We start from the raw sequence: 23,798 nt of genomic DNA on the forward strand, positions 1-23,798 counted from the left end.
GACATTCCAGCCCAACCGAACGGCGCCCGTCCCCTTTGTGGTGGGACGGGCGCCGCGCGTCACGGCCGATGCCGCACACGCCTACCCGGGCGACGCCGGCGCACCGTCACGGCCGCCCGCCTCACCGGAACGCTCGGCCGGGCGCTCCGACGCGGGCGAGGATCCCGGCACGGGCCAGGGCTCGGGTCCGCGCGACCGTCCCGAAGCCGACGAGCACCCAGGCGCGGGCATCGGCCCGGACACGACCGCCCGGCCCGGCACCCCGCCCAGCACCCCGCCCGACGCCGACGCCGACGCCGACGCCGACGCCGACGCCGATGCCGATGCCGATGCCGATGCCGACGCCGATGTCACCGGCGAGCGGCGAGGCCCGGGCGAGTGGCCTCCGCGAGGCGGCATGCCGACCCGCTTGAGCCGGATCCGCTCTTCGCGAGGCACCGGTTCGAGCGCCACCACCCGCACCCTGTCCGGCAGATGCCGCAGATCGTGCGTGATGAGCACCGTGGTGCGCCCCGCCATGAGCCGCCGCAACGGCCGCATCACCTGCGCGGCCGTGGCGTCGTCGAGCCCGGCGGTGGGTTCGTCGAGCACCAGCACCGGCGTGTCCCGCAGGATGGCCCTGGCGATGGCGATCCGCTGCCGCTGCCCGCCGGACAGCAGGCGCCCCCGCTGCCCGACCGGCGTGTCGTACCCCTGGGGCAGCAGTTTGACGAAGTCGTGCACCCCGGCCGCCTCCGCCGCTCTGATCACCTCGTCGAGCGAGGCGCCGGGCCGGCCGTAAGCGATGTTGTCGCGTACGGACCCGGAGAACAGCAGCGTCTCCTGGTGCAGGATCGTCACGTTGTCGCGCAGCGACTCCCGCGTCAGGCTCCGCAGGTCGGCGCCGTCGAGCAGGATGCGGCCCTCGTCCGGGTCGTAGAAGCGCAGCAGCAGCTTGGCGACGGTGGACTTGCCGGCCCCGCTGGGCCCGGCCAGGACGACGACCTCGCCGGGCTCGGCGGCGAACGACAGGTCACGCAGGACGGGCCGTCCCCGGTCCGGGTAGGCGAAGCCGACCCGTTCGAAGGCGACGCGGCCAGGCCCGCGGGCGGCGGGCACGGCGTCGCCGGCGTCGGTGACGGCAGGCCCGGCGCGCAGGATCTCGATGACCCTGTCAGAGCCGGCGGCCGCCTCGGAGACGGTCATGGCCAGCTCCCCCAGCGACTGCACGGCCGGGTAGAGCAGGGCCAGATAGGCGGCGAAGGCGAGCAGCCCGCCGAGCGTCAGCCGGCCGGCGGCGATCTCCCACGCGCCGAACCCGAGGATGACGATCAGGCAGACGGTCTCGATGAGCTGGACGACCGGGCTGTAGAGCCCGGCCAGCCAGGCCTGCGCCATGTTGGCGCGCAGCCAGCCGCGGCCTTCGCCGTGCAGCCGCCGGGACTCGGCGCCCTGCCGGTTGTAGGCCTGCACGAGCGGCTGGTTGGCCAGCCCCTCCTCCAGGACGCTGTTCATCGCCCCGTTGCTCGCCCGCTCCAGCGCCGCCGCGGACCTGAAGCGGCCCGCGAACACCTTGGAGACCACCAGGAACAGCGGGATGAGCGCCATGGTCAGCAGCGCGAGGTCCCATCGGATGAAGAAGGCCGCCCCCGCGAAGAAGATGACGCTGGCGACCGTGGTGATGATCTTCACGAGCCCGGACCCGACGAGCTCCTCGATGGCCTCGACGTCGTCCGTCAGGCGGGCCATCAGGTCGCCCAGCCGCCGCTTCTCGGCGAAGTCGGGGGCGAGCGTCTGCACGTGCGCGTACACGCGGTCGCGCAGGGCCAGCAGGAACCGTTCTGCGCCCAGCGCGGTGGCGTAGGCCCCCGCGAAGGACGTCACCCCGGCGAGTGCCGCGAGCCCGAGCCACCAGATGGCGGGCCCCCAGAAGGACCCGAGGTCGCGGGTCGTCAGCACTTCGTCGGTGATGTGCCCGAACAGGCGGATCGCGGCGACCTCGCAGAGCGCGGCCAGAATGGCGAACACCACCCCGGCCGCGAACAGCCTTCGCAGTCCGCGAGTGTCCGGCCAGAATTCGCGAAAGGTGCGGCGAAGGGAAATCGCCGGCGCGAGTTCACGGCCGGAGGCGCTCAATGAGAGCCGGCGGCTGAGCCGCCGGCTCTCAACGGGGCGCTCTAGCACCCCCACCACCGACGCCGGTGGCAGCAGTTCCACCTGCGATAGCAGCGGCGCCTGCGACGGCAACCCCATCCTTGCCGGTATCCGGCCTGAGACAGTTGCGTGTTCGCCATGATTCCTCCCCCGTTGGCTGAACACTGACAAATCGGACGCTAGCACCCGAAATGCGATAAATCAGCAGATATTCGCTGATTTCAAACAGTCTTGACTGGTAAAACCAGGCCGGAAAGGCGATGGCGGCGAAGAAGTAAAGGCGCCCGGCGACAGGTAAAACGGCAAGGGTCACGCCACCGGAAAGCAAAAGATGCTCTTGAGAACCGGTTCTCAAGAGCATCTCGTGCCGGGACGGGGGTCAGGTCAGCGACGAGTACGCCACCACACCCCGCCGCATCGCGTCCATCGCCTTCACCGCGGTCTGCTTGATCTTGCTGCCGGGCGGCGCCGCGTTCCCGAGCTGGCCGAGCAGGTCCATGAGCTGCTTGATCCACCGGACGAAGTCACCGGCCGCCAGCTCGTTGCCGTTGACGCCCTCCATGAGCACCGCGTCGAGGCTGTGCCCCTTCGTCCACCGGAACGCCGCCCACGCGAACCCCAGATCCGGCTCCCTGATCGTGGACAACCCGTGGTCGGACTCGATGCCCTCCAGCTCCCCCCACAGCCGGATCATCGCCGACAGCGCGTCCTGCGCCCGCCCCGCCGGGATCTTCGGCCGGCGGGCGTCGTCGGACGCCCGCGACTCGAACACCAGCGCCGACACGCACGCCGCCAGCTCCGCCGGGTCCAGCTCCTCCCACAGCCCCTTGCGCAGCGACTCCGCCGTCAGCAGGTCCAGCTCCGTGTAGAGGCGGCCGAGCCGCCGCCCCTCGTCGGTGACCGCCTCGCCGTCGAGGTAGCCGAGCTGCTCCAGCACCGAGCAGATGCGGTCGAACGTGCGCGAGATGACGTGCGAGCGCCCCTCGACCCTGCGCCGCAGCCCCTCGGTCTCCCGCAGCAGCTTGTAGTACCGCTCCGCCCAGCGCGCGTGGTCCTCGCGCTCGTCGCAGCCGTGGCACGGGTGCTGGCGGATGAGCCGCCGCAGCTCGTTGACCTCGTCGTCCTCCACCGTGTGGTCCCGCGCCCTGACCGGCTTGCCCAGGTCGCGGTCGCCGATCTTGGCCAGCAGCGTGGAGACCAGGTTGGCCCGCTCCTTCGGCGAGCGGCCGTTGAAGTTCTTCGGGATGCGCAGCTTCTCCAGCGGCTCCACCGGCACGGGGAAGTCGGCCGGGTCGAGCTTCTTGATCTGCTTGCCGATCGTCAGCACCAGCGGGCTCGGCCCGGTGCCGCGCGGGTTGCGGCCCGGGTCCAGCACGATCGCCAGCCCGGCCCGGCGCCCGCCCGGCACCCGGATCACGTCACCCGGCTGCAGCGCCTCCAGCGACCGCACCGCCGCCGCCCGGCGCGCGGAGCCCCGCTCGCGCGACAGCTCCGCCTCCCGGTCCGACAGGCGCCGCCGCAGCGCCGCGTACTCGGGGAAGTCGCCCAGGTGGCACGTCATCGCCTCCTGGTAGCCCTCCAGCGCCTCCTCGTGCTTGCGCAGCTGCTTGGCCAGCCCGACGACCGCGCGGTCCGCCTGGAACTGCGCGAACGACTCCTCCAGCAGCGTCCTGGCGCGTTCCCGGCCGAACTGGCCGACCAGGTTGACCGCCATGTTGTACGACGGCTGGAAGCTGGAACGCAGCGGGTACGTACGGGTGCCCGCCAGCCCCGCCACCGACAGCGGGTCCATGCCGGGCTGCCACAGCACCACCGCGTGACCTTCGATGTCGATGCCGCGCCGCCCGGCCCGGCCGGTGAGCTGGGTGTACTCCCCCGGCGTCAGGTCGGCGTGCGTCTCGCCGTTCCACTTGTCGAGCTTCTCGATCACCACGCTGCGGGCCGGCATGTTGATGCCCAGCGCCAGCGTCTCGGTCGCGAACACCGCCTTGACCAGCCCGCGTGTGAACAGCTCCTCCACGACCTCCTTGAACGCCGGCAGCATGCCCGCGTGGTGCGCCGCCAGCCCCCGCTCCAGGCAGTCGCGCCACTCCAGGTAGCCCAGCACCGCCAGGTCCTCGTCGGGCAGGTGCGCGGTGCGCTCGTCCACGAGCTGCCTGATCTCGTGCCGCTCGCGGTCGCTGGTCAGCCGGATGCCCGCGTACAGGCACTGCTTGACCGCCGCCTCGCAGCCCGCCCGCGAGAAGATGAACGTGATCGCGGGCAGCAGCCCCTCGGAGTCGAGCTTCTCGATCACCTGCACCCGGTCCGGTGGGCGCGAGCGTTGCGGCCGGCCGTAACCGCGCCTGCCCCGGCCCGCCGTCAGCCGCTCGGCGTCACGCGTCACCCGCATCAGCGTCGGGTTGATGCGCGGCGTCAGGTCGTCGGTCATGAACAGGTCGTAGACGCGGTTGCCGACCATCATGTGCTGCCACAGCGGCACGGGCCGGTGCTCGTCCACGATCACCGTCGTGTCGCCGCGCACGTCGCCCATCCACTCGCCGAACTCCTCGGCGTTGCTCACGGTCGCCGACAGCGCCACCAGCCGCACCGAGTCGGGCAGGTGGATGATGACCTCTTCCCACACCGCGCCCCTGAACCGGTCGGCCAGGTAGTGCACCTCGTCCATCACGGCGAAGCCCAGCCCGGCCAGCGTCGCCGAGCCGGCGTAGAGCATGTTGCGCAGTACCTCGGTCGTCATGACCACGATGGGCGCCTCACCGTTGACGCTGTTGTCGCCCGTCAGCAGGCCGACCTTGGCGGTGCCGTACCGCTTGACCAGGTCGTTGTACTTCTGGTTGGACAGCGCCTTGATCGGCGTGGTGTAGAAGCACTTGCGGCCCTGCTCCAGGGCCAGGTGGACGGCGAACTCCCCGACGACCGTCTTGCCCGAGCCCGTGGGCGCCGCCACCAGCACCCCGTCGCCGGCTTCCAGGGCGCGGCAGGCGTCCAGCTGGAAGTCGTCCAGCTCGAAGTCGTAGAGACCTCGGAACGATCTGAGAGCGGCCCCGTCGTCCCCGTGCTTCTGACGGAAGGCCGCGTAGCGTTCCGCTGGCGTTGTCATACCCGTCAGCCTACCGAAATCGCCATTCCGGTCCGTCCCGCCCATTCCGGCCCGCCGCCCGTCCCTTTCGGTCATGCAGGGGATGCCCCGGCCAGGCGCCTTTACAATGTAGATCTCAAACGAGGACGCGCAGCGCCCCCGGACGGACCTCGCAGTGCACCGGCACGGCCCCCACCCGTTCGCCGTCGGCGTAGGCCACCAGGTCCTCCGCCTCCACCCGCACGCTGCGCACCCGCCGCACCGACACCGCCGGATGCGTCACGTGCCTGCCCCGGTACACGCCGGGGAACACCCGCAGGAACTCGCCCTTGGACAGGGCCCCGATCATCACCACGTCCAGCAGCCCGTCGTCGGGCCTGGCGTCCGGGCAGACCCGCATCCCCGCCCCGTACGAACGCGTGTTGGCCACCGCCACCAGCATGGCCTCCCGCTCGATCACCTCGTCCTCGTCGAGCGTGAGACGGAAGGGCACCGGCCGGAACGAGCGCAGCTCCCCGGCGGTGGCCACCAGGTACCTGGCCATGCCCGGCGGCCAGGTGAGACGGTTGGCCCGCTCGTTGACGCGGGAGTCGAACCCGCAGCACGCCACCCCGGCGAACAGTTCCTCGCGGGCGCCCGCGCGGATGCGGGCGGCGTCCACCACGCGGGACTTGGCGCGCAGCACGGTCGCGGCGGCGGCCACCAGGTCGTGGCGGGGCAGGCCGAGCGCGGCGGCGAAGTCGTTGCCCGTGCCCGCGGGGATGATGCCGAGCGGCACGTCGGTGCCGGCCACCGCCTGCACGGCCAGGTGGACGAGGCCGTCGCCGCCGAAGGCCACGAGCGCGTCGGGGCGCTCGGACACCGCGGTGCAGGCACGTTCCAGCGCGTCGGTGGCGTCGTCGCCGACGATCACGGTGAGCTCGGCCCCTCCGGCACGCAGCCGGCGCGCCACGGGTTCGAGCAGGCGCAGCGCACGCCCGCCGCGCGCGGCGGGGTTGACGAGCAGGGCCAGTTGCGGGGAGGAGGACACGCCCGGAATGTATCGCCTGCCGGGCGGAACCGGAATGCCCCTTAACGCTTGTCCGGCCCGGGTGGCTCCTCGTCGAGAGGCGCGGGGTCGTCGAGAGGCGCGGGGTCGTCGAGCGACGAGAGGTCGTCGGCGAGCGGCGAGGCCTCGTCGTCGGACAGGTGGGAGAAGTCGTCGGCGGGGGCGCGCTTCTCGCGCAGGTACATGAAGCCCTCGGCCAGGAAGTAGAGCATGACCATCGGCGCCGCCAGCGCCATCATCGTCAGCGGGTCACCGCCCGGCGTGATGACCGCCCCGAAGATGAACATCACGAAGATGACGGTGCGGCGATGCTTCTTGACCGTGGCGTGCGGCAGGATGCCGATGATGTTCAGGAACACCAGCAGCAGCGGCAGCTCGAACGACACACCGAAGATCACCAGCATGATGAGCACGTAGCTGACGTACTCGTCGATCTGGATGGCCGCGACGGTGTCGCTCGGCGCGAACCCCAGCAGGATCGCCAGGCTGGTGTCCATGATGAAGTACGCCAGCGCGGTGCCGAGCAGGAACAGCGGGACGGCCAGCCCCAGGAAGGTGAAGGAGTAGCGCTTCTCGTTGCGGTAGAGCGCGGGCGTGACGAACGCCCAGATCTGGTAGAGCCAGACCGGTGAGGACACGACGATGCCGACCAGCGCCGAGACCTTCAGCGTCAGGAAGAACGACTGGAAGATGCCGCCGAAGATCAGCGTGCACTCGCCCGGCCGGAGCTGCCCGGCCTGCGGCGTCTCGCAGAACGGCTCCTTGATGAACGCCCATACCGGATCGAAGAAGATGAAGCCCACGACGATGCCCACCAGCACGGCGGCCAGCGCGATGACCAGGCGGTTGCGCAGCTCGCGCAGGTGCTCCATCAACGGCATGCGACCCTCGGGGTCGGGTGCCGCGTTACTCGACCGTTTGAGCAGCGCCATCTAACAGTCCAGGTGAGGAGGAGGGATGGGAATCAGGCGTTCTTGTCGGCCTGCGAGGCGCCGGCGCGCAGCCTGGCGGCCTGCTCCTCAAGCTGGCGGGCCTGCTCCTCGGCCGAGAGCACGGGGGCCGGGGTGGCCGGGATCTGCTGCGGCTGCACGGGCGCGGGCTGCGGCTGCGCGGGCTGCGGCTGGGCCTGAACGGTCTGGGCCTGGACGTGGTGCGTGGTGTCCGCGTCGTCGTCGTCGCGCAGCTTGGCCGTCTCGGACTTGAAGATGCGCAGCGACCGGCCGACGCCCCGGGCCATCTCGGGCAGCTTCTTCGCACCGAACAGCAGCACGAGCACGAGTGCGATGATCAGAAGTTCAGGAACTCCGAGGTTCGGCATGAAACGTCCTTTTGTGAGCGAGTGCCTGTTTCAGCCACGATCGTACGCTGCCTGGGGCGTGGTCTCATCCCCCTGGCCCGCCAATCTGGCCCGCCTTGGCTCAAGCTGGGCATGCGCCGCGGCGATTTCCCTCTTCAGAGTACGTGCCGCGGCGACGACACGGGCACCGGCGATGCCGAGCACGACCAGCCCGGCCACGCCCAGCCCCGCCGACAGGAAGATCCAGCTCATGAGTGGTGAGCGTACAGGGCCAGGGCGCGCTCGGCCTCCTGGCGGACGGTCTCGGCCATGTCCGGCGGCGAGACGACCCGGCCGGTGTCGCCCAGGCGCAGCGCCAGCTTCAGGATCCAGTCCTCGTCGCGGGCCCGCAGCGCCACCCGCAGCCGCCCCTCGCCCAGCTCGGTGACCTGCTCGCACGGGTAGTACTCGGCCACCCACCGCCCGGCCGCGCTCAGCTCCAGCTCGACCAGCTCATCGGTCGGCGACGGGCGGAACACCCCGGCGGTCACGTCGCGCGGCTCGGCCTCGGCGGGCGGGTCGGCGGGCACGTCGAGCACGTCAACGCCGAGCACCCGATCCAGCCGGAACAGCCGCATCGCCTCGGCCCGGTAGCACCAGCCCTCCAGGTAGGCGCGGCCGTCGACGACCACGACCCGCATCGGGTCGACCTCGCGCGGCGTCACCTCGTCGCGGCCCTGCACGTAGTAGCGCAGCGACAGCCGCCTGCCCCTGGTCAGGCCCTCGCGCACCCGGGGCAGCGCGTCGGGGGCGGCCTCCACGTCCACGGCGACCTGGGTGCTGACGGTGGCGGCGCCCTCGCCGGCGGCCCGCTCCAGCTTGGCCGTCACCCGCGGCAGCGCGTCACCGGGAACCTCGGCCAGCTCGGGGGTGGCGGCCAGCATGCGCAGCGCCACCAGCAGCGCGCTGGCCTCGTCGATGCCGAGCCGCAGCGGCCTGGCGATGGTGTCGGCGTTGTCGATGAGGATCTCGCCGCCGTCCCAGGAGACGTCGATGAGGTCGCCGGGGGTGTGGCCGGGCAGCCCGCACATCCAGACGAGCTGCAGGTCGTCGATGAGCTGCTTCTCGCTCAGCCCGAACACCCCGGCCACCTCGCCGACCTGCGCCCCCGGATGGGACATCAGGTACGGCACCAGCGCCAGCAACCGCGGCAGCCTGTCAGCCGACCCGCTCATGCCATGGCCCCCTTCAGACGACGGATGACGGCCTCGCGGGCGTCCGGCGGCTCGACGACCTCGACGTCGGCGCCGAGGCTGGCCATCCACCCGGCCAGCCGCTCGGGGTCGGTGAAGGCCAGCTCGGCCTCGTCCCACCCGTCGGTGCCGGGATGCACGGCCCTGGCGAGCTGCCGCAGCCCCTCGCACGCCCCCTGGCGCACGCGGACCACGGCGACCCGCTCGTCGGTCGTCTCGTCGGGGAAGCCCACCATGGCCCGCAGGTCGACGCCCTCGGGCACCTCGACGGCGCCCGGCTTGCCGACCGCGGCGACCTGGCCGGCGATGCGGCTGAGCCGGAAGGCGCGCGGCGCGTCCCTGTCGCGATCGTACCCGGCCAGGTACCAGCGCCCGCGCCTGCTGACCACGCCCCACGGCTCCACGGTGCGGCTGCGCACGCTCTCGCTGCCGGCGCCGCGGTAGTCGAAGCGGACCACGCGCCGGTCGCGCACGGCGTCCCACAGCGCGGGGAAGGCCGGGTCGCGGGTGTCGACGCGCAGCTCCAGGGCGCCGGTGCCGACCGGCTGGTCGGTGGCCACGCCGCCCGCGCGCAGCTTCAGCAGCGCACCCGACGCGGCCTCGGCCAGGCTGGCGCGCTGCCACACCTGGGCGGCCAGGCCCAGCACGGCCGCCTCGTCGGGCTCCAGGGTGATCTCCGGCAGCTCGTAGGACTCCCGCTCGATCCGGTAGCCCGGCTCGTCCTCCCACGGGTCGCGCACCACGTCGATCGGGATGCCGATCTCCCGCAACTCGTTCTTGTCCCGCTCGAACATGCGCTGGAACGCCTCGTCGCCGTCGCGGTCGTAACCGGGGACGGCCTGGCGGATCTGCTCGGCCGACAGCGGGCGCCGGGTGGCGAGCAGGCAGATCACCAGATTGAGCAACCGTTCTGTCTTCCGGCGCGACATCTGCCTCACTCCTCCTTCATCGACGCTACCCTGCCCCCGTGATCAGATGGCGCAAGGGCGAGGTCGTACGGATCCGACGCGAGTGGCCGGGAGCGGTGGAGCTGGACGTCACCGTCCCCGAGGGGGAGTGCCGGGCGCTGGCGTATCCACCGTTGGTGGGGCGCCCGGAACCCGGCGATGAGGTGCTGCTCAACACGACCGCGCTCGCGATGGGTCTCGGTACGGGAGGTTACGCCATGGTGGTGGCCGTCCCGAACCGTTTGCCGGAAGATCCTCAAGGGCCGGGCCACCTGGTGAAGGCCAGGTACACCCCGTTGCAGGCCACGGTGCAGGGCGCCGACGAGCAGGATTCCCCGTATCACGCCAGGTTGCGGGAGGCGGACTCGCTCGACGGCATGCCGGTGATCGTGGCGGATCTGCACTCGGCGCTGGCGCCGATCCTGTGCGGTCTGTACGCCGCCAGGCCGGGCGTGCGGGTGGCGTACGTGATGCAGGACGGCGGCGCGCTGCCCGTGTGGTTCTCGATGGCGGCGGCCCGGTTGCGCGAGGAGGGCTGGCTGGCGGGCGTGGTGACGGTGGGCCAGTCGTTCGGCGGCGACCTGGAGGCGGTCACCGTGCATACGGGGCTGCTGGCGGCCAGGCACGTGCTGGAGGCGGAGGTGGCGGTCGTCACGCAGGGGCCGGGCAACCTGGGCACGGGCACCCGGTGGGGCTTCTCGGGGGTGGCGGCGGGCGAGGCGGTCAACGCGGCGGGCGTGCTGCGCGGGCTGCCCGTGGCGTCGCTGCGGGTCAGCGAGGGCGACCGGCGCGAGCGCCACTACGGCGTCTCGCACCACTCGCTGACCGCCTACGGCCGGGTCGCGCTGTCGCCCGCGCAGGTGCCGGTGCCTGAGCTGCCCGGCGAGTTCGGGGTGCGGGTCAGGGACCAGGCCGAGCTGCTGGCCGTACGGCACCGCCTGGTGCCCGTCCCGGTGGACGGCCTGCGCGAGGCCCTGGAGGCCTCGCCGGTCAGGTTGTCGACGATGGGCAGGAGCCTGGAGGAGGACCTGCCCTACTTCCTGGCCGCCGCGTCGGCCGGCAGGCTGACGGCCTCGCTGCTGTCGTAGGCGTCCTTGAACGTGAACGCCTCGGGGCCCGGCCCCTCGCTCCTGAGGCGTTCCAGCCGCCGCATGCCCTCGGCCAGCGTGGGGATGTGGCCGGCGGGCACCCACCACATCACCATGTACGGCTCCGCCATGCGCAGGAACCACTCCCTGCGCCGCCGCAGCACGGCCAGGTGCTCGCTGCGGTAGGCGTAGTTCCACAGCGACTCCAGCGACTCCCACACCGAGAAGTTAGTCACCAGGTGGTCGCCGTAGTCGTGCACGACGAGGGCGGTGGGGTCGCTCTCGCTCTCCTTCAGCCGCCACACGAACCCCGGCGCCGTGTCGGCGACGGCGTTGATGGGCTCCAGCAGGGCGATGAACTCGGCGAGCTCGGGGCTGTCGGCGGGCGCGCGCAGGTGGGCGATGTTGAGCTCGGCGAGATGCATGTCAGGCGGGTTCATGGGAGCCAGCACACCATCACCCGCCCTCTATGTCAATATCTGTTTGCTTTAGAGAGACGCAGCACTCCCCCGGCCGCGGATCCAGCACGGCCCGCTCAGGATCGTCACCCAGCCCCTTCAGCAGCCCCTGGCACAGCGCCAGGTTCATCGAGCACACCAGCAGCGGCTGCTCCTCGGCCAGCACGTGGAACGGGCAGTTGCGCAGCCGCAGCCGGCCGCCCTCCGCGTACGGCTCGTAGCCGCGCTCGCTCAGCACCCGCTCCACCGGCTCACCCCGGTGGCTCCCGGCGATCCTCTCGCCCGCGCCCCGCGCCACCTCCTCGGCCCGCTCCTCGGCGCCGAGCACCTCCACCACGTCCGCCAGCACCGAGGCGAGCGTCACGTAGTCGCGCGGCGGCAGGCTCACCGACCGCTCGCCCCTGGCCCTGCGGTACACCTTCGCCGGCCGGCCGCTGCCCGGCCCCTTCTTCTCCTGCTGCCGGAACCCGCTCTCCAGCAGGCCCGCCTCCACCAGCTTGTCGAGATGGTGCCCGGCCAGCGTCCTGGACACGCCCGCCGCCTCCGCGGCCTCCCCCCGGCCCACGTCGCCGCCCCGGGAGGCGACGACGTCGTACAGGCTGCGGCGGACGGGGTCGTGCAACAGGGCCAGCGCCTCGAGGTCGTCGCTACTCACAGCGGGAGTCTACGAGCACGCCCCGCCCTAGTAGGCGGCGAGAAGATCCACGACGAACACGAGCGTGTCCGAGCCCTTGATCCCGTACGCGGGGTTGCCCGCCCGGCCGTACCCGTCGGCGGGCGGCACGATCATCAGCACCCGGCTGCCGGTGGGCACCCCCGACAGGGCCTTGTCCCACGCCCTGATCACGCTGCCGTCGCCCAGTTTGAACGCCTTCGGCCCGCCGCTCGCCCAGGTGGCGTCGAAGATCCGGCGGCGGCTCCAGACGGCGGCCTCGTACTGGGTGACCACGAGCTGCCCCGCCCGCGCCACCCGTCCGTCGCCCCTGGACAGCACCTTCGCCGAGAACCTCGCCGGCGGCGGGCCCGCGGGCACCGCCAGCGCGGGCCTGGCGCCGCCGCCCACCTCGACCCCGGCCAGCGTGCCGGCCGCCGACTCGACCGAGGCGCCCTTGCGGTGCGCGCCCAGGATGTCCACGACGTAGAACAGCTCCTCGCCCGCGGCCACGCCCTGCGGCGGGTTCGCGCCGAACCCGTCCCCCGGCGGGATCGCGGCGATCACCCGGCTGCCCACCGTGCGGCCCTTCAGCGCCCGCTCCAGGCCCGGCAGCAGCTCGCCCACGGGGAACGCCGCCGGGGTGCCGCGGTTGAAGCTGGAGTCGACCAGGCGGTTGTCCCGGCCGTCCCACACGTGCGCGGTGTACTGCACGATCGCCACGTCGCCGTCGCCGAGCCGCTCGCCCTTGCCCGTGGCCAGCTCGTCCACCTGCAGCCCGGCCACCGGCTTGCCGTCGGGGAAGTGGATCGTCGGGCGGGCGCCGAACGCGCCACCCACCTCCAGGTCCAGGTCTCCGGCGGCCTCGCTCGTGCAGCCCGCCGCCAGCAGGGACGTCAGCAGCAGGGGCGCCAGCAGCAGTGACGCGGCGGCACGGCGCATCGGGTCCTCCCAGCACGGAACGGCCCGGCGGCACCCGCCTCGGGGGCGCGCCGCCGGGCTCGCGATGCTACCGCGACACCGGACCGTACGTCAGCAGGCGACCGTCCATCCGCCCGTCAGCAGGCGACGATCCGTCCAGCCGTTCAGCAGGCGACGATCCGTCCGGCCGTTCAGTAGGCGGCCAGGACGTCCACCACGAACACCAGCGTGCTGTTGGCGGGGATGCCCTGCTGCGCCTGCGCGCCGTACCCGAGGTCCGGCGGGATGCTCATCACCACGCGGCTGCCGACCGGAACCCCGTCCAGGCCCTTCTGCCAGCCCTGGATCACCTGCGCGAGCGGGAACTCGGCCGGCTGGCCCCGCTCCCAGCTCGAGTCGAACTGCTGGTCGGTGCCCCAGATCTTGCCGGTGTAGTGCACGACGAGCGTCTGGCTGGCCTTCGCCTTCGCGCCGGTGCCCTGGATGAGCGTCTTGACGACCAGGTCCTTGGACGGCTTCTCGCTGGTCTTCGTGGTCAGCGTGGGCGCCTTCTCGCCGCCCGGGCTCACGACCTCGACACCCTTGATCGACTCGCCCGTCTCCTTGCCGGTCGCCGCCTTCAGCGCCGCGGGCTGGGTGCCGACCACGTCGAACACGAACACCTTGGTCGGCTCGGCGGGCGTCGTCTGCTGCTGGGCGACGGAGTCGTTGGCCAGCACCGCCAGCAGCCGGCCACCGTGCTTGACCTTGGTGAAGCCCTCCTGCAGCACCTGCGGCAACTGCTCGTTGACGGCGATCGTCTCCGGCGCCTTGGTGTCGTAGGAGGAGCCCTGCACGGCGTTGCCCTTGCCGTCCCAGTTGTAGACGGTCAGGTTGACGATCACGCGGTCGCCCGCCTTGACGCCGTCGCCGTCGCCCGCCTGGATCACCTCGTACGACGACTTCGTGGCGGGCGAGCCGGACGGGAAGGTCACCGTGGGCTTGGCGCCCACGTTCCCGGCGACCTTGACCCCCGACGGCGCCCCGGGCGCGGGGGCCGAGGCGGAGGCGGAGGCGGAGGTGGTCGCGGAGGCGGCGGTGCCCGGGTTGGCGCCGCCGTCGGAGCCGCAGGCTGCGGCGAACAAGGTCAATGGCACGGCGGCCAGTACGGCCAGAGCGCGGCGCATGGATTTCCCTCGGAAAAGACGTCAGATTCGCGCCACACTACCCGACGCCCCGGTAGGGCCGGGGTAAACGGAGCTCCACGTTCCGCGTTGCCCGGCCGCGCCCGCCCTTCCGGCGACCGCGGCCTGTGACCCCTGGAGCCCCGCCCCGCCTCACATACCGGCGATCAGCTTGTCCACCCGCTCGTCCACGCTCCGGAACGGGTCCTTGCACAGCACCGTCCGCTGCGCCTGGTCGTTCAGCTTCAGGTGCACCCAGTCGACGGTGAAGTCGCGCCGCTTCTCCTGCGCCTTGCGGATGAACTCACCGCGCAGCCGCGCCCGCGTGGTCTGCGGCGGCACCGACTTGGCCTCGAAGATCTTCAGGTCGGACGCCACCCGCTCCACCGAGCCGCGCTTCTGCAGCAGGTAGTACAGGCCGCGCTTACGGTGCACGTCGTGGTAGGCCAGGTCGAGCTGCGCCACCCGCGGCGAGGACAGCGGCAGGTCGTACTTGCGCCGGTACCGCTCGATGAGCTGGTACTTCGTCACCCAGTCGATCTCCCGCGAGACCAGGTCGAGGTTGCCCGTGTCGACGGCGGTCAGCGTGCGCTCCCACAGCTCCAGCACCCGGTGCGCGATCTCGTCGCCGCCGCGGCGGTCGACGAAGTCCTTCGCCTTCGACAGGTACTCCTGCTGGATCTCCAGGCTCGACGCCTCACGCCCGTTGGCCAGCCGCACCCGGCGCCGGCCCGTCATGTCGTGGGAGACCTCGCGGATGGCCCTGATCGGGTTCTCCAGCGACAGGTCGCGCATGACCGTGCCCGACTCGATCATGCGCAGCACCAGGTCGGTGGCGCCGACCTTGAGCAGCATCGTGGTCTCGCTCATGTTCGAGTCGCCCACGATGACGTGCAGGCGGCGGAACCGCTCGGCGTCGGCGTGCGGCTCGTCGCGCGTGTTGATGATCGGACGTGAACGCGTGGTGGCGCTGGAGACGCCCTCCCAGATGTGCTCGGCCCGCTGCGACACGCAGTAGACGGCGCCGCGCGGCGTCTGCAGCACCTTGCCCGCCCCGCACACGATCTGCCGCGTCACCAGGAACGGGATCAGCACGTCCGCCAGCCGGCCGAACTCCCCGTGCCTGCCGACCAGGTAGTTCTCGTGGCAGCCGTAGGAGTTGCCGGCCGAGTCGGTGTTGTTCTTGAACAGGTAGATGTCACCCGCGATGCCCTCTTCGCGCAGCCGCTTCTCGGCGTCCACGAGCAGGCCCTCTAGGATGCGCTCGCCCGCCTTGTCGTGGGTGACGAGCTCGATGACGTTGTCACATTCGGGTGTTGCGTACTCAGGATGGCTGCCCACGTCGAGGTACAGACGCGCGCCGTTGCGAAGGAAGACGTTGCTCGATCGGCCCCAGGACACGACCCGCCGGAACAGGTAGCGCGCGACCTCGTCGGGGGACAACCTGCGCTGCCCCCTGAACGTGCAGGTCACGCCGTACTCGTTCTCCAGCCCGAAGATGCGACGATCCATCACCTCACACTATGCCCACGGATCGGCAAGCGGGAGAGATCTTCGCAGGTGTTTTCCCTCCACCACCGCGAACGACCACTTCTGCCCCGCTTCGCCCCCGCCCTTGCCTCCCCGCTTCGGGCACCCGCTTCCGCCTCCGCTTCGGGCACCCGCTTCACTGCCCGCTTCGGGCACCCGCTTCCGCCCTCCGCTTCGGGCACCCGCTTTCACCGCCCGCTTCGGGCACCCGCTTCAGCCCCCGTGCCCGCCCCCACTGGGCGCGGGTGCCGCGGCGGCTCCGCTCAGGGGGTGTAGATCTCCTGAACCTGAACGATCTTCCCCTTGTGGACGGTGATCAGAGCAGGGTGGCCGGCCTTGGCGTGCCGCTTGACCAACGTCCCCCTGGAGCACCGCTTGGCGCCCAGGCCCGTCTTGCGGCTCACCGTCAGGTCCGTCCCGGCCGTCTTGCAGCCGTACGCCGACAGGAAGATCACGTCCTTGGCGATGGGCGAGGCGTAGGCCCGCGCATCGCCCTCCGGCGGGCCCTCGAAGTGGCCCTCCGTGTGGGTGCCCTTCTTCCACCTGATGGGCTCGTACTCGGCCACGCCGCCCCGCACGTAGGTGATCCAGCCGCGCAGGATGCCGTTGTGGCGGGAGTGGATGCGCTTGGTGAAGTCGTGGCCCGGGTCGGCCTGGAACGTGGTGCCGAAGATCTTCGGGGCCTTGTACTTGGGGAAGGCGGTGGCGGCCTCGGCGGCCACGCCGGTGGTGAGCATGACGGCCGTCGCTGCGCCTGCCGCGATCAGGCCACGCAAGGGAGTGTTCACGGATCATGAGATTCGTGATCGGGGGGTGGGGTTCGGGCGGCCGCGAGTGAAACAGGTCACAATCGAGTCACCCGACCCGCCACACCCCGGCACCACCCACCCCACCCGCCCGACCACGGCACCACGGGGGTCATGCGCCACCACACCCCCTGCCGCACCGCACCGCCTCCGCACCGCACGCGCCGCGCCGCGCCGCGCCTGCACCAAGCGCCGCCCGCGAGACCCCGGCTGCGTCACCCCGGCAACGACGACGGGGACCGCCGAAGCGATCCCCGTCCTCACCGTCCCGTCCCCCGCCTAAAGCGGCGACGACCCATCATCCACATCCCCATCAGGCCCCGTAGGCGGCGGCGCCTCCCCGGACGCCTGAGGCGGCGCGGCGGGCGGTGTGGCAGGCGGGGTCGCGGAGGCCGACGGCGGGTTGCTGGTCTGGGCGAGCAGCCTCTCCAGCCGAGCCCCCGTCAGCCGCAGGAACTTGCGGTGCTCCCGGTTGCGGTCGAGCACCGCCACCTCGAGCTGCCCCACCGGCGGCCGCTCCCCGCCCGGCTCGGTCAGCGCCGTCAGCGCCACCTCCAGCGCGTCGGCCAGCGACATCGACTCGCGGTAGCGCTCCTTCAGGCGGGTCGCGACCGCCTCGGCCTGCCCGCCCATGGCGGCGAAGCCGTGCTCGTCGAAGACGGACCCGTCGAAGGTGAGCCGGTAGATGGCGTCGCCCTCCTTGGTGTCGCCCACCTCGGCGACGACGACCTCCACCTCCAGCGACTTGATCGACTCGGTGAAGATGCGGCCGAGGTTGGAGGCGTACAGGTTGGCCAGGCCGCGCCCCGTCACGTCGGAGCGGTCGTAGGTGTAGCCGTTGACGTCGGCGTAGCGGATGCCGCCGAGCCGCAGCTCCTCGAACTCGTTGTAGCGGCCCACCGCCGCGAACCCGATGCGGTCGTAGATCTCGCTGATCTTGTGCAGCGCCCGCGACGGGTTGGGCGCCACGAACAGGATGCCGTCCACGTACTGCAGGGTGACGACGGACCGGCCCCGCGCGATGCCCTTGCGCGCGTAGTCGGCCTTGTCCCGCATGATCTGCTCGGGGGACGCATATCCGAAAGGCATGGACACGTGTGGAGGTCCTTTCTAGCGCAGCGGGGCGATGGGGCCGTCGGGCGAGATCAGGCGGGCGTCCAGCATCTGCTGGACGTAGCCGGAGACCTCGTCCTGCGACAGGCGGCGGAAGCCGTCGGCGTCGATGACCGACACGATGGGCCAGATCTTCCTCGTCACGTCGGGCCCGCCGGTCGCCGAGTCGTCGTCGGCGGCGTCGTACAGCGCCTGGATCAGCGTCATCACCATGTCGTCGGCCGACGCCCCGTCGCGGTAGAGCTTCTTCAGCGACCCGCGCGCGAAGATCGACCCGGACCCGATCGCGTCGAACCTCTCCCGCTCGTAGGGCCCGCCCGCCACGTCGTAGCTGAAGATGCGCCCCTCGTCCTTGTCGGGGTCGTAGGCGGCGAACAGCGGCACCACCACCAGCCCCTGCATCGCCATGGCCAGGTTGCCCCTGATCATGGTGGCGAGCCGGTTGGCCTTGCCCTGGACCGACATCGACCGGCCCTCGACCTTCTCGTAGTGCTCCAGCTCGACCCGGTAGAGGCGGGCGAACTCGATGCCCGTGCTGGCCGTGCCGGCGATGCCCATGCACGAGTAGTCGTCGGCGCGGAACACCTTCTCCACGTCCCGCTGCGAGATGATGTTGCCCGACGTCGCCCGCCGGTCGCCTGCCATGATCACGCCGCCGGCGAACGTGGCGGCCACGATCGTGGTCGCGTGCGGAACCTGGTCACCGATCGGCGTGGCCAGCACCTCATCCCGCCGCGGCAGCAAGTCAGGCGCGTACGAGCCGACAAACTCGGTGAACGAGGAACTTCCGGTGTTCTGGAAAAGATGGTTCACCAAGCCGACGGGCAGATCCCTGTGCGATGCCACGCGACTCCCTCCAAACGTTCAGTGTTCCTAGGGCGACCCTACTCATGTTGGGTTGTTGTCTGCACTTCCCACGATCAGCTCACGGCGAACCACCTATCACAACGGTCCGATAGGGCCCAATAAGCCGCCATGCGCGCCGAAGGTCCGTGTTCAGATCGTTTCTTTACGGCCGCCACCGCCCATGCGACTGTCGGTATGTCTGCACGTCCTGAACAGGAGGCCGACAATGCGACTCCCCAGCCGACCCGCGCTGATCGGGGTCATCGCCGCACTCGCCCTCACCTCCTGCGGCTCCGGCGGCGGCTCCGGCGACGGCAGCGTCACCCTCACCATCGCCGCCAACTCCATCGAGGGCGGCAAGAACGCCGAATCCGCACAGTGGATCAAGCAGTGGGTGATCCCCGAGTTCGAGAAGAGCCACCCCAACGTCAAGGTCCTGTTCCAGGGCAGCGGCGTCGACGACGAGCAGTACAAGACCAGGATCGCGCTCGACCTCAAGTCGCGGACCGGCGCCGACGTGATCGACCTCGACGGCATCTGGGTCGGCGAGTTCGCCCAGGCCGGCTACATCAAACCCCTCACCGAGGTCGGCGGCGCCACCGTCGAGCAGTGGGAGGGCTGGGCCCAGATCCCCCAGGCCGTGCAGGGCCTCGGCATCTTCGACGGCAAGAAGTACGGCCTGCCCCAGGGCACCGACGGCCGCGTCCTGTTCTACAACAAGACCCTGTTCCAGAAGGCCGGCCTGCCCGCCACCTGGCAGCCCGCGAGCTGGCGCGACATCATCGACGCCGGAGCCCGGCTGAAGACCGCCGGCGTCCCCACCCCCATCCAGCTCAACGCCGGCACCGCCATGGGCGAGGCCACCACCATGCAGGGCCTGCTCCCCCTGCTCGCCGGCGCGGGAGCCGAGGTCTACACCGGCGGCAAGTGGACGGGCGCCGCCCAGCCCCTCAAGGACGCCCTCGGCTTCTACCAGCAGATCTACGGCGGCAGCGGCCTCGGCGACCCCAGACTCCAGCAGGAGGCCAAAGGCCGCGACAAGTCCTTCGCCCAGTTCGCGGAAGGCAAGATCGGCATCCTCGCCGAGAGCGACTACTTCTGGCGCTCCGTCATCGAACCCCAGGCCGGAGTCGCCCCCATGAAGGACCGCGACCAGGCCGTCGGCTACGCCAAGATCCCCGCCAAGGAGCCCGGCGGCGGCATCCGCGGCCAGGACTTCGTCAGCATGTCGGGCGGCGCCGTCCGCGTGCTCAACCCGTTCTCCAAGAACCCCAGGCTCGCCTGGGACCTGCTCGCCTTCATGCACTCAGCCGCAGCCACCAAGGCGCAACTCGCCGGGCAGGTCCGCATCAGCGCCCGCACCGACGTCAACGACGAGGTGCTCACCGCCGACCCCATGCTCAAGTACATCGCCGACGAGGTGCTGCCCCTCACCGCCTACCGGCCGGGCGTGGCCGTCTACCCGCAGGTCTCCACCGCCCTCCAGGAGGCCACCGCCGCCGTCGTCGCCGGCAGGAGCCCCGACCAGGCCGCCACCGCCTACCAGAGCACGCTGGAGGGAATCGTCGGTGGCGCGGCCAACATCAGCGGCTGACGCGGCAGGCCTCGGCAAGGGCAGGGCGATCGCGTTCGTCCTGCCCGCCATCACCCTCATCGCCGTCTTCCTGCTCTTCCCCGCCCTGTGGACCATCTACCTCGGCCTCACCGACTACCGCCTCACCGGCCTCGCCGCCGCCGACCCCCAGCTCGTCGGCACCGGCAACTACACCGGCGCGCTCACCGACCCCCGCTTCCTGTCGTCGCTGTGGCTCACCGTCCTGTACGTCGGCGGCTCCGCCGTCATCGGGCAGGCCGGGCTCGGCTTCACCCTCGCCTGGGTGCTGCGCACCCGCTCAGGCCCCCTGCGCCGCACCGTCGAAGGCGTCGTCCTGCTCGCCTGGATCCTGCCCAGCACCGTCGTCGGCTTCCTGTGGTTCGCACTGCTCGACCGCGACGACGGAACGCTCAACGCCCTCCTGCACACCCCCGGCTTCGCCTGGCTGCTCGACCACCCGCTGCTGTCGATCATCGTGTTCAACGTGTGGCGCGGCACCGCGTTCAGCATGATGCTCTACTCCGCCGCGCTGGAGAACGTACCGCCCTCCCACCTCGAAACCGCCCGCCTGGCGGGCGCGAGCGTCCTCCAGCAGCTGCGCGACGTCGTCCTGCCCCTCATCCGCCGCCACATCCTGACGAACCTGCTGCTCATCAGCCTGTGGACGTTCAACGACTTCACGCCGTTCGTCCTCACCGGCGGCGGCCCCGAGGGCCGCTCCGAGATCCTGCCCGTGTACGTCTACCGCGTCGCCCTCAGAGACGGCCAGCTCGGCGCGGGAGCCGCCATCTCCTTCCTCATCCTGCTCATCAACCTCGTCTTCGCCCTGGTCTACCTGCGGCTCCTGCGCGGCCGGCGCCGCCACCAGGAGGCCGCCGCCACCACCGGCCCGCCCGCATGACCACCCATCGAGAGCCCGCCCCCACGACCGCCACCCGCCGGGAGCCCGTCACATGATCCGCCACACCATCGGCAGGCTCGCCGCCACTTTCTTCATCGCCGTCGTCCTGGCCTTCTTCACCCTGCCCATGCTCTGGCTCGCCAGCGCCCCCTTCGACGACACCCCCTCCATCACCACCTCCGTCCCCGCATTCACCCTCCGCAACTTCGCCGCCATCCTCGACAACCCCTACGCCCTCGGCTCCATCCGCAACTCCCTCATCCAAGGCGGAGGCGCCGCCGCCCTCGTCGTCATCCTGGCCGCGCTCGCCGCGTACGCGCTCTCCCGCGTCCGCGTACCCGGCCGCGACGCCCTCCTCTACCTGCTGCTCCTGCTGTCGTCCGTGGTCACCGGCACCGCCGCCATGGTGCCCATCTTCGAGCTGGCCACCCGCCTCGACCTCATCGACACCCACCTCGGCGTCGTCCTCGTCGTCTCCGGCGGCCTGCTGCCCGCCGCCATCTTCATCCTCAAGGACTTCATGGACGACACCCCCACCTCCTACGAGGAGTCCGCCCGCGTCTTCGGCGCGAGCCCCCTGCAGATCCTGCGCCACATCGTCGTCCCCCTCGTCAGACCCGGCCTGGCCACCATCGCCGTCTGGGCGCTCGCCAGCGTCTGGGGCGGCTTCCTGTTCCAGTTCATCCTGCTCAGAGACCCCGCCAAAGCCCCGGGCTCCGTCATCCTCTACACCCTCTACACCGAGGGCGGCGCCCCCAAGCTCGACCTCATCGCCACCTTCTCACTGCTCTACTCACTGCCCGTCGTCGTCATGTACCTCTTCGTCTCGCAGCGCTACGGCTTCCGCTTCCACGGAGGAATCAAACGGTGATCACCCTGCACGCCCTCACCAAGATCTTCCCCGGCGGAGTCCACGCCCTCGACGACATCCACCTCACCATCGCCGACGGCGAGTTCTTCGCCCTCCTCGGCCCCTCAGGCTGCGGCAAGACCACCCTCCTGCGCACCATCGCCGGGCTCGAAACCCCCACCCGCGGCACCGTCCACATCGACGACAGGAACGTCACCGACCTGTCACCCGGACAACGCGACGTCGCCATGGTCTTCCAGGACTACGCGATCTTCCCCCACATGGACGTCACCGCCAACATCGCCTACCCCCTGCGCATCAGAAAGGTCCCCCGCGCCGAACGCGTCACCAAAGCCGCCGACGTCGCCGCCCGGCTCAGCCTCACCGACCTCCTCCACCGCCGCCCCGCCGAACTCTCCGGCGGCCAGCAGCAACGCGTCGCACTCGCCCGCGCCATCGCCTGCCACCCCACCGCCTTCCTCTTCGACGAACCCCTGTCCAACCTCGACGCCCGCCTCCGCCTCGAAGCCCGCACCTTCCTCAAACGCCTCCAGCGCGAACTCGCCGTCACCACCGTCTTCGTCACCCACGACCAGGCAGAAGCCCTCGCACTCGCCGACCGCATCGCCGTCATGTCCGACGGCCGCATGATCCAGGTCGCCGCCCCGGCCGAGATCTTCCACCGCCCCGCCACCACGTTCGTCGCCTCCTTCATCGGCTCCACCCCCATGAACCTCCTCCCCGCCCGCGCCACCCCCGCCGCACTCCACGTCGCCGGCGCCACCCTGCCCCTCCCCGGCCCCCTCCCCGGCGGCGTCCACGACGACGACACCCTCACCTACGGCGTACGCCCCGAATACATGACCCTCTCCCCCACCGAACGCCCCGACGCCTTCCCCGGCGTCATCTCCGTCCTGGAGAACCTCGGCACCCACACCCTCGTCACCCTCGAAACCCCCGGACCCCACATCCAGCTCGTCGTCCCCGAAGGCGAAGAACCACCCCTCGGCACCCCCGCCTGGGCCACCCCCCGCCGCGCCCTCCTCTACCGCGACGACACCCTCCTCACCACCGTCTGAGCACGCCGCCATACTGGACCCATGGCCACCAGGAACTGGATCCTGCACCTCGACCTCGACCAGTTCATCGCCGCCGTCGAACTCCTGCGCCACCCCGAACTCCGCGGCAGACCCGTCGTCGTCGGCGGCACAGGCGACCCTGCCCAGCCCCGCACCGTCGCCGCCACCTACGAGGCCCGCGAACACGGCATCCACTCCGGCATGCCCCTCCGCACCGCCCAGCGCCGCTGCCCCGACGCCGTCTTCCTGCCCAGCGACCCGCCCGCCTACGAGGCCGCCTCAGCCCGCGTCATGGCCGTCCTGCGCGAATTCCCCGTCCTCGTCGAAGTCTGGGGCTGGGACGAAGCCTTCCTCGGCGCCACCACCGACGACCCGGAAGCCCTCGCCGCGGACCTCCAGCACGCCGTACGCGCCCGCACCCACCTCGACTGCTCCATCGGCATCGGCGACAACAAACACCAGGCCAAACTCGCCTCCGCCTTCGCCAAACCCGCCGGCGTCCACCGCCTCACCACCGACAACTGGGCCCAGACCATGAACGACCGGCCCACCGACGCCCTCTGGGGCATCGGCGCCCGCATCTCCAGGAAACTCGCCGCCCTCGGCCTGAACACCGTCGCCCAGCTCGCCGCCGCCGACCCCGCCGACCTGGCCCGCCACTTCGGCCCCACCAACGGCCCCTGGTACCGCTACCTCGCCCTCGGCAAAGGCGAAGCCGAAGTCGTCACCACACCCTGGATCGCCCGCGGCCACAGCCGCGAGACCACCTTCCCCCACGACCTCACCGACAGAGCCGACCTCACCCGCCACCTCACTGCCCTCGCCGAACACGTCACCCACGACGCCGCCGAAGCCGGCCGTCAGATCACCCGCGTCTCCGTCAAGGTCCGCATCACACCGTTCCTGACCCGCACCCGCCAGTCAAAACTCCCCGCCCCCACCACCGACGCGCACGTCATCACCCGGACCGCCCTCGACATCCTCGACCGCCACGACCTCACCCACCCCGTCCGCCTCATCGGCGTGGCCGTCGAATACACGATGCCCGAAGACTGAAA

Annotated in this window: 23 protein-coding genes; 6 read left to right on the forward strand and 17 right to left on the reverse strand. The window is 71.1% G+C overall.

All coding sequences use genetic code 11. From position 1 onward, the window contains the following. Positions 1-81: 81 nt before the first annotated feature. The 9 genes from FXF51_RS03645 to FXF51_RS03680 all read right to left on the reverse strand — a co-directional run bounded on the left by FXF51_RS03645 (position 82) and on the right by FXF51_RS03680 (position 9,721). A complete protein-coding gene (locus FXF51_RS03645) occupies positions 82-2,007 on the reverse strand; it encodes an ABC transporter ATP-binding protein (protein WP_262379271.1) in 1,926 nt (641 codons plus the stop codon). Positions 2,008-2,143: 136 nt separating this feature from the next. Next, entirely contained in the window at positions 2,144-2,494 is a 351-nt protein-coding gene (locus FXF51_RS60470) for a hypothetical protein (protein WP_187414189.1), read from the reverse strand. Positions 2,495-2,512: 18 nt separating this feature from the next. Continuing rightward, complete coding sequence (locus FXF51_RS03650; RefSeq protein WP_187414158.1) at positions 2,513-5,236, reverse strand: DEAD/DEAH box helicase; 2,724 nt, start codon at positions 5,234-5,236, stop codon at positions 2,513-2,515. A 115-nt stretch (positions 5,237-5,351) separates the two neighbouring features. Then, positions 5,352-6,245, reverse strand: coding sequence for a diacylglycerol/lipid kinase family protein (locus FXF51_RS03655; protein WP_148432799.1), 894 nt, complete (start codon positions 6,243-6,245; stop codon positions 5,352-5,354). A gap of 41 nt (positions 6,246-6,286) precedes the next feature. Continuing rightward, positions 6,287-7,135: a twin-arginine translocase subunit TatC gene (gene tatC, locus FXF51_RS03660; RefSeq protein WP_262379272.1), complete on the reverse strand. Its 849-nt coding sequence runs from the start codon at positions 7,133-7,135 to the stop codon at positions 6,287-6,289. Between the two features lie 92 nt (positions 7,136-7,227). Next, positions 7,228-7,581, reverse strand: a complete 354-nt coding sequence (gene tatA / locus FXF51_RS03665; protein ID WP_148432800.1) for a Sec-independent protein translocase subunit TatA — start codon at positions 7,579-7,581, stop codon at positions 7,228-7,230. Positions 7,582-7,611: 30 nt separating this feature from the next. Next, positions 7,612-7,812 carry a hypothetical protein gene (locus FXF51_RS03670; protein ID WP_148432801.1) on the reverse strand — a complete coding sequence of 67 codons (201 nt, stop codon included), beginning with the start codon at positions 7,810-7,812 and terminating at the stop codon, positions 7,612-7,614. After that, positions 7,809-8,774 carry a helix-turn-helix transcriptional regulator gene (locus FXF51_RS03675; RefSeq protein WP_148432802.1) on the reverse strand — a complete coding sequence of 322 codons (966 nt, stop codon included), beginning with the start codon at positions 8,772-8,774 and terminating at the stop codon, positions 7,809-7,811. The genes FXF51_RS03670 and FXF51_RS03675 overlap by 4 nt, the downstream gene beginning before the upstream one ends. Next, positions 8,771-9,721 carry a helix-turn-helix transcriptional regulator gene (locus tag FXF51_RS03680; RefSeq protein WP_148432803.1) on the reverse strand — a complete coding sequence of 317 codons (951 nt, stop codon included), beginning with the start codon at positions 9,719-9,721 and terminating at the stop codon, positions 8,771-8,773. The genes FXF51_RS03675 and FXF51_RS03680 overlap by 4 nt, the downstream gene beginning before the upstream one ends. 38 nt (positions 9,722-9,759) lie before the next feature. Here FXF51_RS03680 and FXF51_RS03685 point away from each other — a divergent pair, with 38 nt between their 5' ends. Continuing rightward, the gene (locus FXF51_RS03685) at positions 9,760-10,827 is read left to right on the forward strand and encodes a DUF3866 family protein (protein WP_148432804.1); all 1,068 of its coding nucleotides are present in this window, start codon (positions 9,760-9,762) and stop codon (positions 10,825-10,827) included. Here the strand turns inward: FXF51_RS03685 and FXF51_RS03690 are convergent. From FXF51_RS03690 to prcB, 8 genes are all read right to left on the reverse strand, one after another. Next, positions 10,773-11,267 carry a DUF3291 domain-containing protein gene (locus FXF51_RS03690; RefSeq protein ID WP_148432805.1) on the reverse strand — a complete coding sequence of 165 codons (495 nt, stop codon included), beginning with the start codon at positions 11,265-11,267 and terminating at the stop codon, positions 10,773-10,775. The genes FXF51_RS03685 and FXF51_RS03690 overlap by 55 nt on opposite strands. Positions 11,268-11,283: 16 nt before the next feature. After that, the gene (locus FXF51_RS03695) at positions 11,284-11,940 is read right to left on the reverse strand and encodes a helix-turn-helix transcriptional regulator (protein WP_148432806.1); all 657 of its coding nucleotides are present in this window, start codon (positions 11,938-11,940) and stop codon (positions 11,284-11,286) included. A 27-nt stretch (positions 11,941-11,967) separates the two neighbouring features. Then, entirely contained in the window at positions 11,968-12,879 is a 912-nt protein-coding gene (locus tag FXF51_RS03700) for an FKBP-type peptidyl-prolyl cis-trans isomerase (protein WP_148432807.1), read from the reverse strand. 170 nt (positions 12,880-13,049) lie between these two features. Next, the gene (locus FXF51_RS03705) at positions 13,050-14,024 is read right to left on the reverse strand and encodes an FKBP-type peptidyl-prolyl cis-trans isomerase (RefSeq protein WP_148432808.1); all 975 of its coding nucleotides are present in this window, start codon (positions 14,022-14,024) and stop codon (positions 13,050-13,052) included. Between the two features lie 150 nt (positions 14,025-14,174). Next, a complete protein-coding gene (gene pafA, locus FXF51_RS03710) occupies positions 14,175-15,533 on the reverse strand; it encodes a Pup--protein ligase (RefSeq protein WP_148432809.1) in 1,359 nt (452 codons plus the stop codon). A 281-nt stretch (positions 15,534-15,814) separates the two neighbouring features. Beyond that, positions 15,815-16,339, reverse strand: a complete 525-nt coding sequence (locus FXF51_RS03715; protein ID WP_262379273.1) for a hypothetical protein — start codon at positions 16,337-16,339, stop codon at positions 15,815-15,817. Positions 16,340-16,636: 297 nt separating this feature from the next. Beyond that, entirely contained in the window at positions 16,637-17,446 is an 810-nt protein-coding gene (prcA, locus tag FXF51_RS03720; RefSeq protein ID WP_187414185.1) for a proteasome subunit alpha, read from the reverse strand. 21 nt (positions 17,447-17,467) lie between these two features. Beyond that, positions 17,468-18,316, reverse strand: a complete 849-nt coding sequence (prcB, locus tag FXF51_RS03725; protein WP_148432811.1) for a proteasome subunit beta — start codon at positions 18,314-18,316, stop codon at positions 17,468-17,470. A gap of 226 nt (positions 18,317-18,542) precedes the next feature. Between prcB and FXF51_RS03730 the strand changes: the two genes are divergently transcribed. From FXF51_RS03730 to FXF51_RS03750, 5 genes are read left to right on the forward strand one after another with little or no spacing between them, the layout of a single operon-like run. After that, positions 18,543-19,910 (forward strand): extracellular solute-binding protein, encoded by a 1,368-nt coding sequence (locus tag FXF51_RS03730; RefSeq protein WP_148432812.1) that lies wholly within the window; start codon positions 18,543-18,545, stop codon positions 19,908-19,910. After that, complete coding sequence (locus tag FXF51_RS03735; protein ID WP_148432813.1) at positions 19,885-20,811, forward strand: carbohydrate ABC transporter permease; 927 nt, start codon at positions 19,885-19,887, stop codon at positions 20,809-20,811. Before FXF51_RS03730 ends, FXF51_RS03735 begins: the two co-directional genes overlap by 26 nt. A 52-nt stretch (positions 20,812-20,863) precedes the next feature. Then, complete coding sequence (locus tag FXF51_RS03740) at positions 20,864-21,682, forward strand: carbohydrate ABC transporter permease (RefSeq protein WP_148432814.1); 819 nt, start codon at positions 20,864-20,866, stop codon at positions 21,680-21,682. Next, on the forward strand, positions 21,679-22,740 hold the full coding sequence (locus FXF51_RS03745) for an ABC transporter ATP-binding protein (RefSeq protein WP_148432815.1): 1,062 nt from the start codon (positions 21,679-21,681) through the stop codon (positions 22,738-22,740). The genes FXF51_RS03740 and FXF51_RS03745 overlap by 4 nt, the downstream gene beginning before the upstream one ends. 21 nt (positions 22,741-22,761) lie before the next feature. Beyond that, entirely contained in the window at positions 22,762-23,796 is a 1,035-nt protein-coding gene (locus FXF51_RS03750; RefSeq protein ID WP_148432816.1) for a DNA polymerase IV, read from the forward strand. Positions 23,797-23,798 lie beyond the last annotated feature (2 nt).

Source organism: Nonomuraea sp. PA05 (assembly GCF_008086045.1).
Lineage (GTDB): Bacteria > Actinomycetota > Actinomycetes > Streptosporangiales > Streptosporangiaceae > Nonomuraea > Nonomuraea monospora.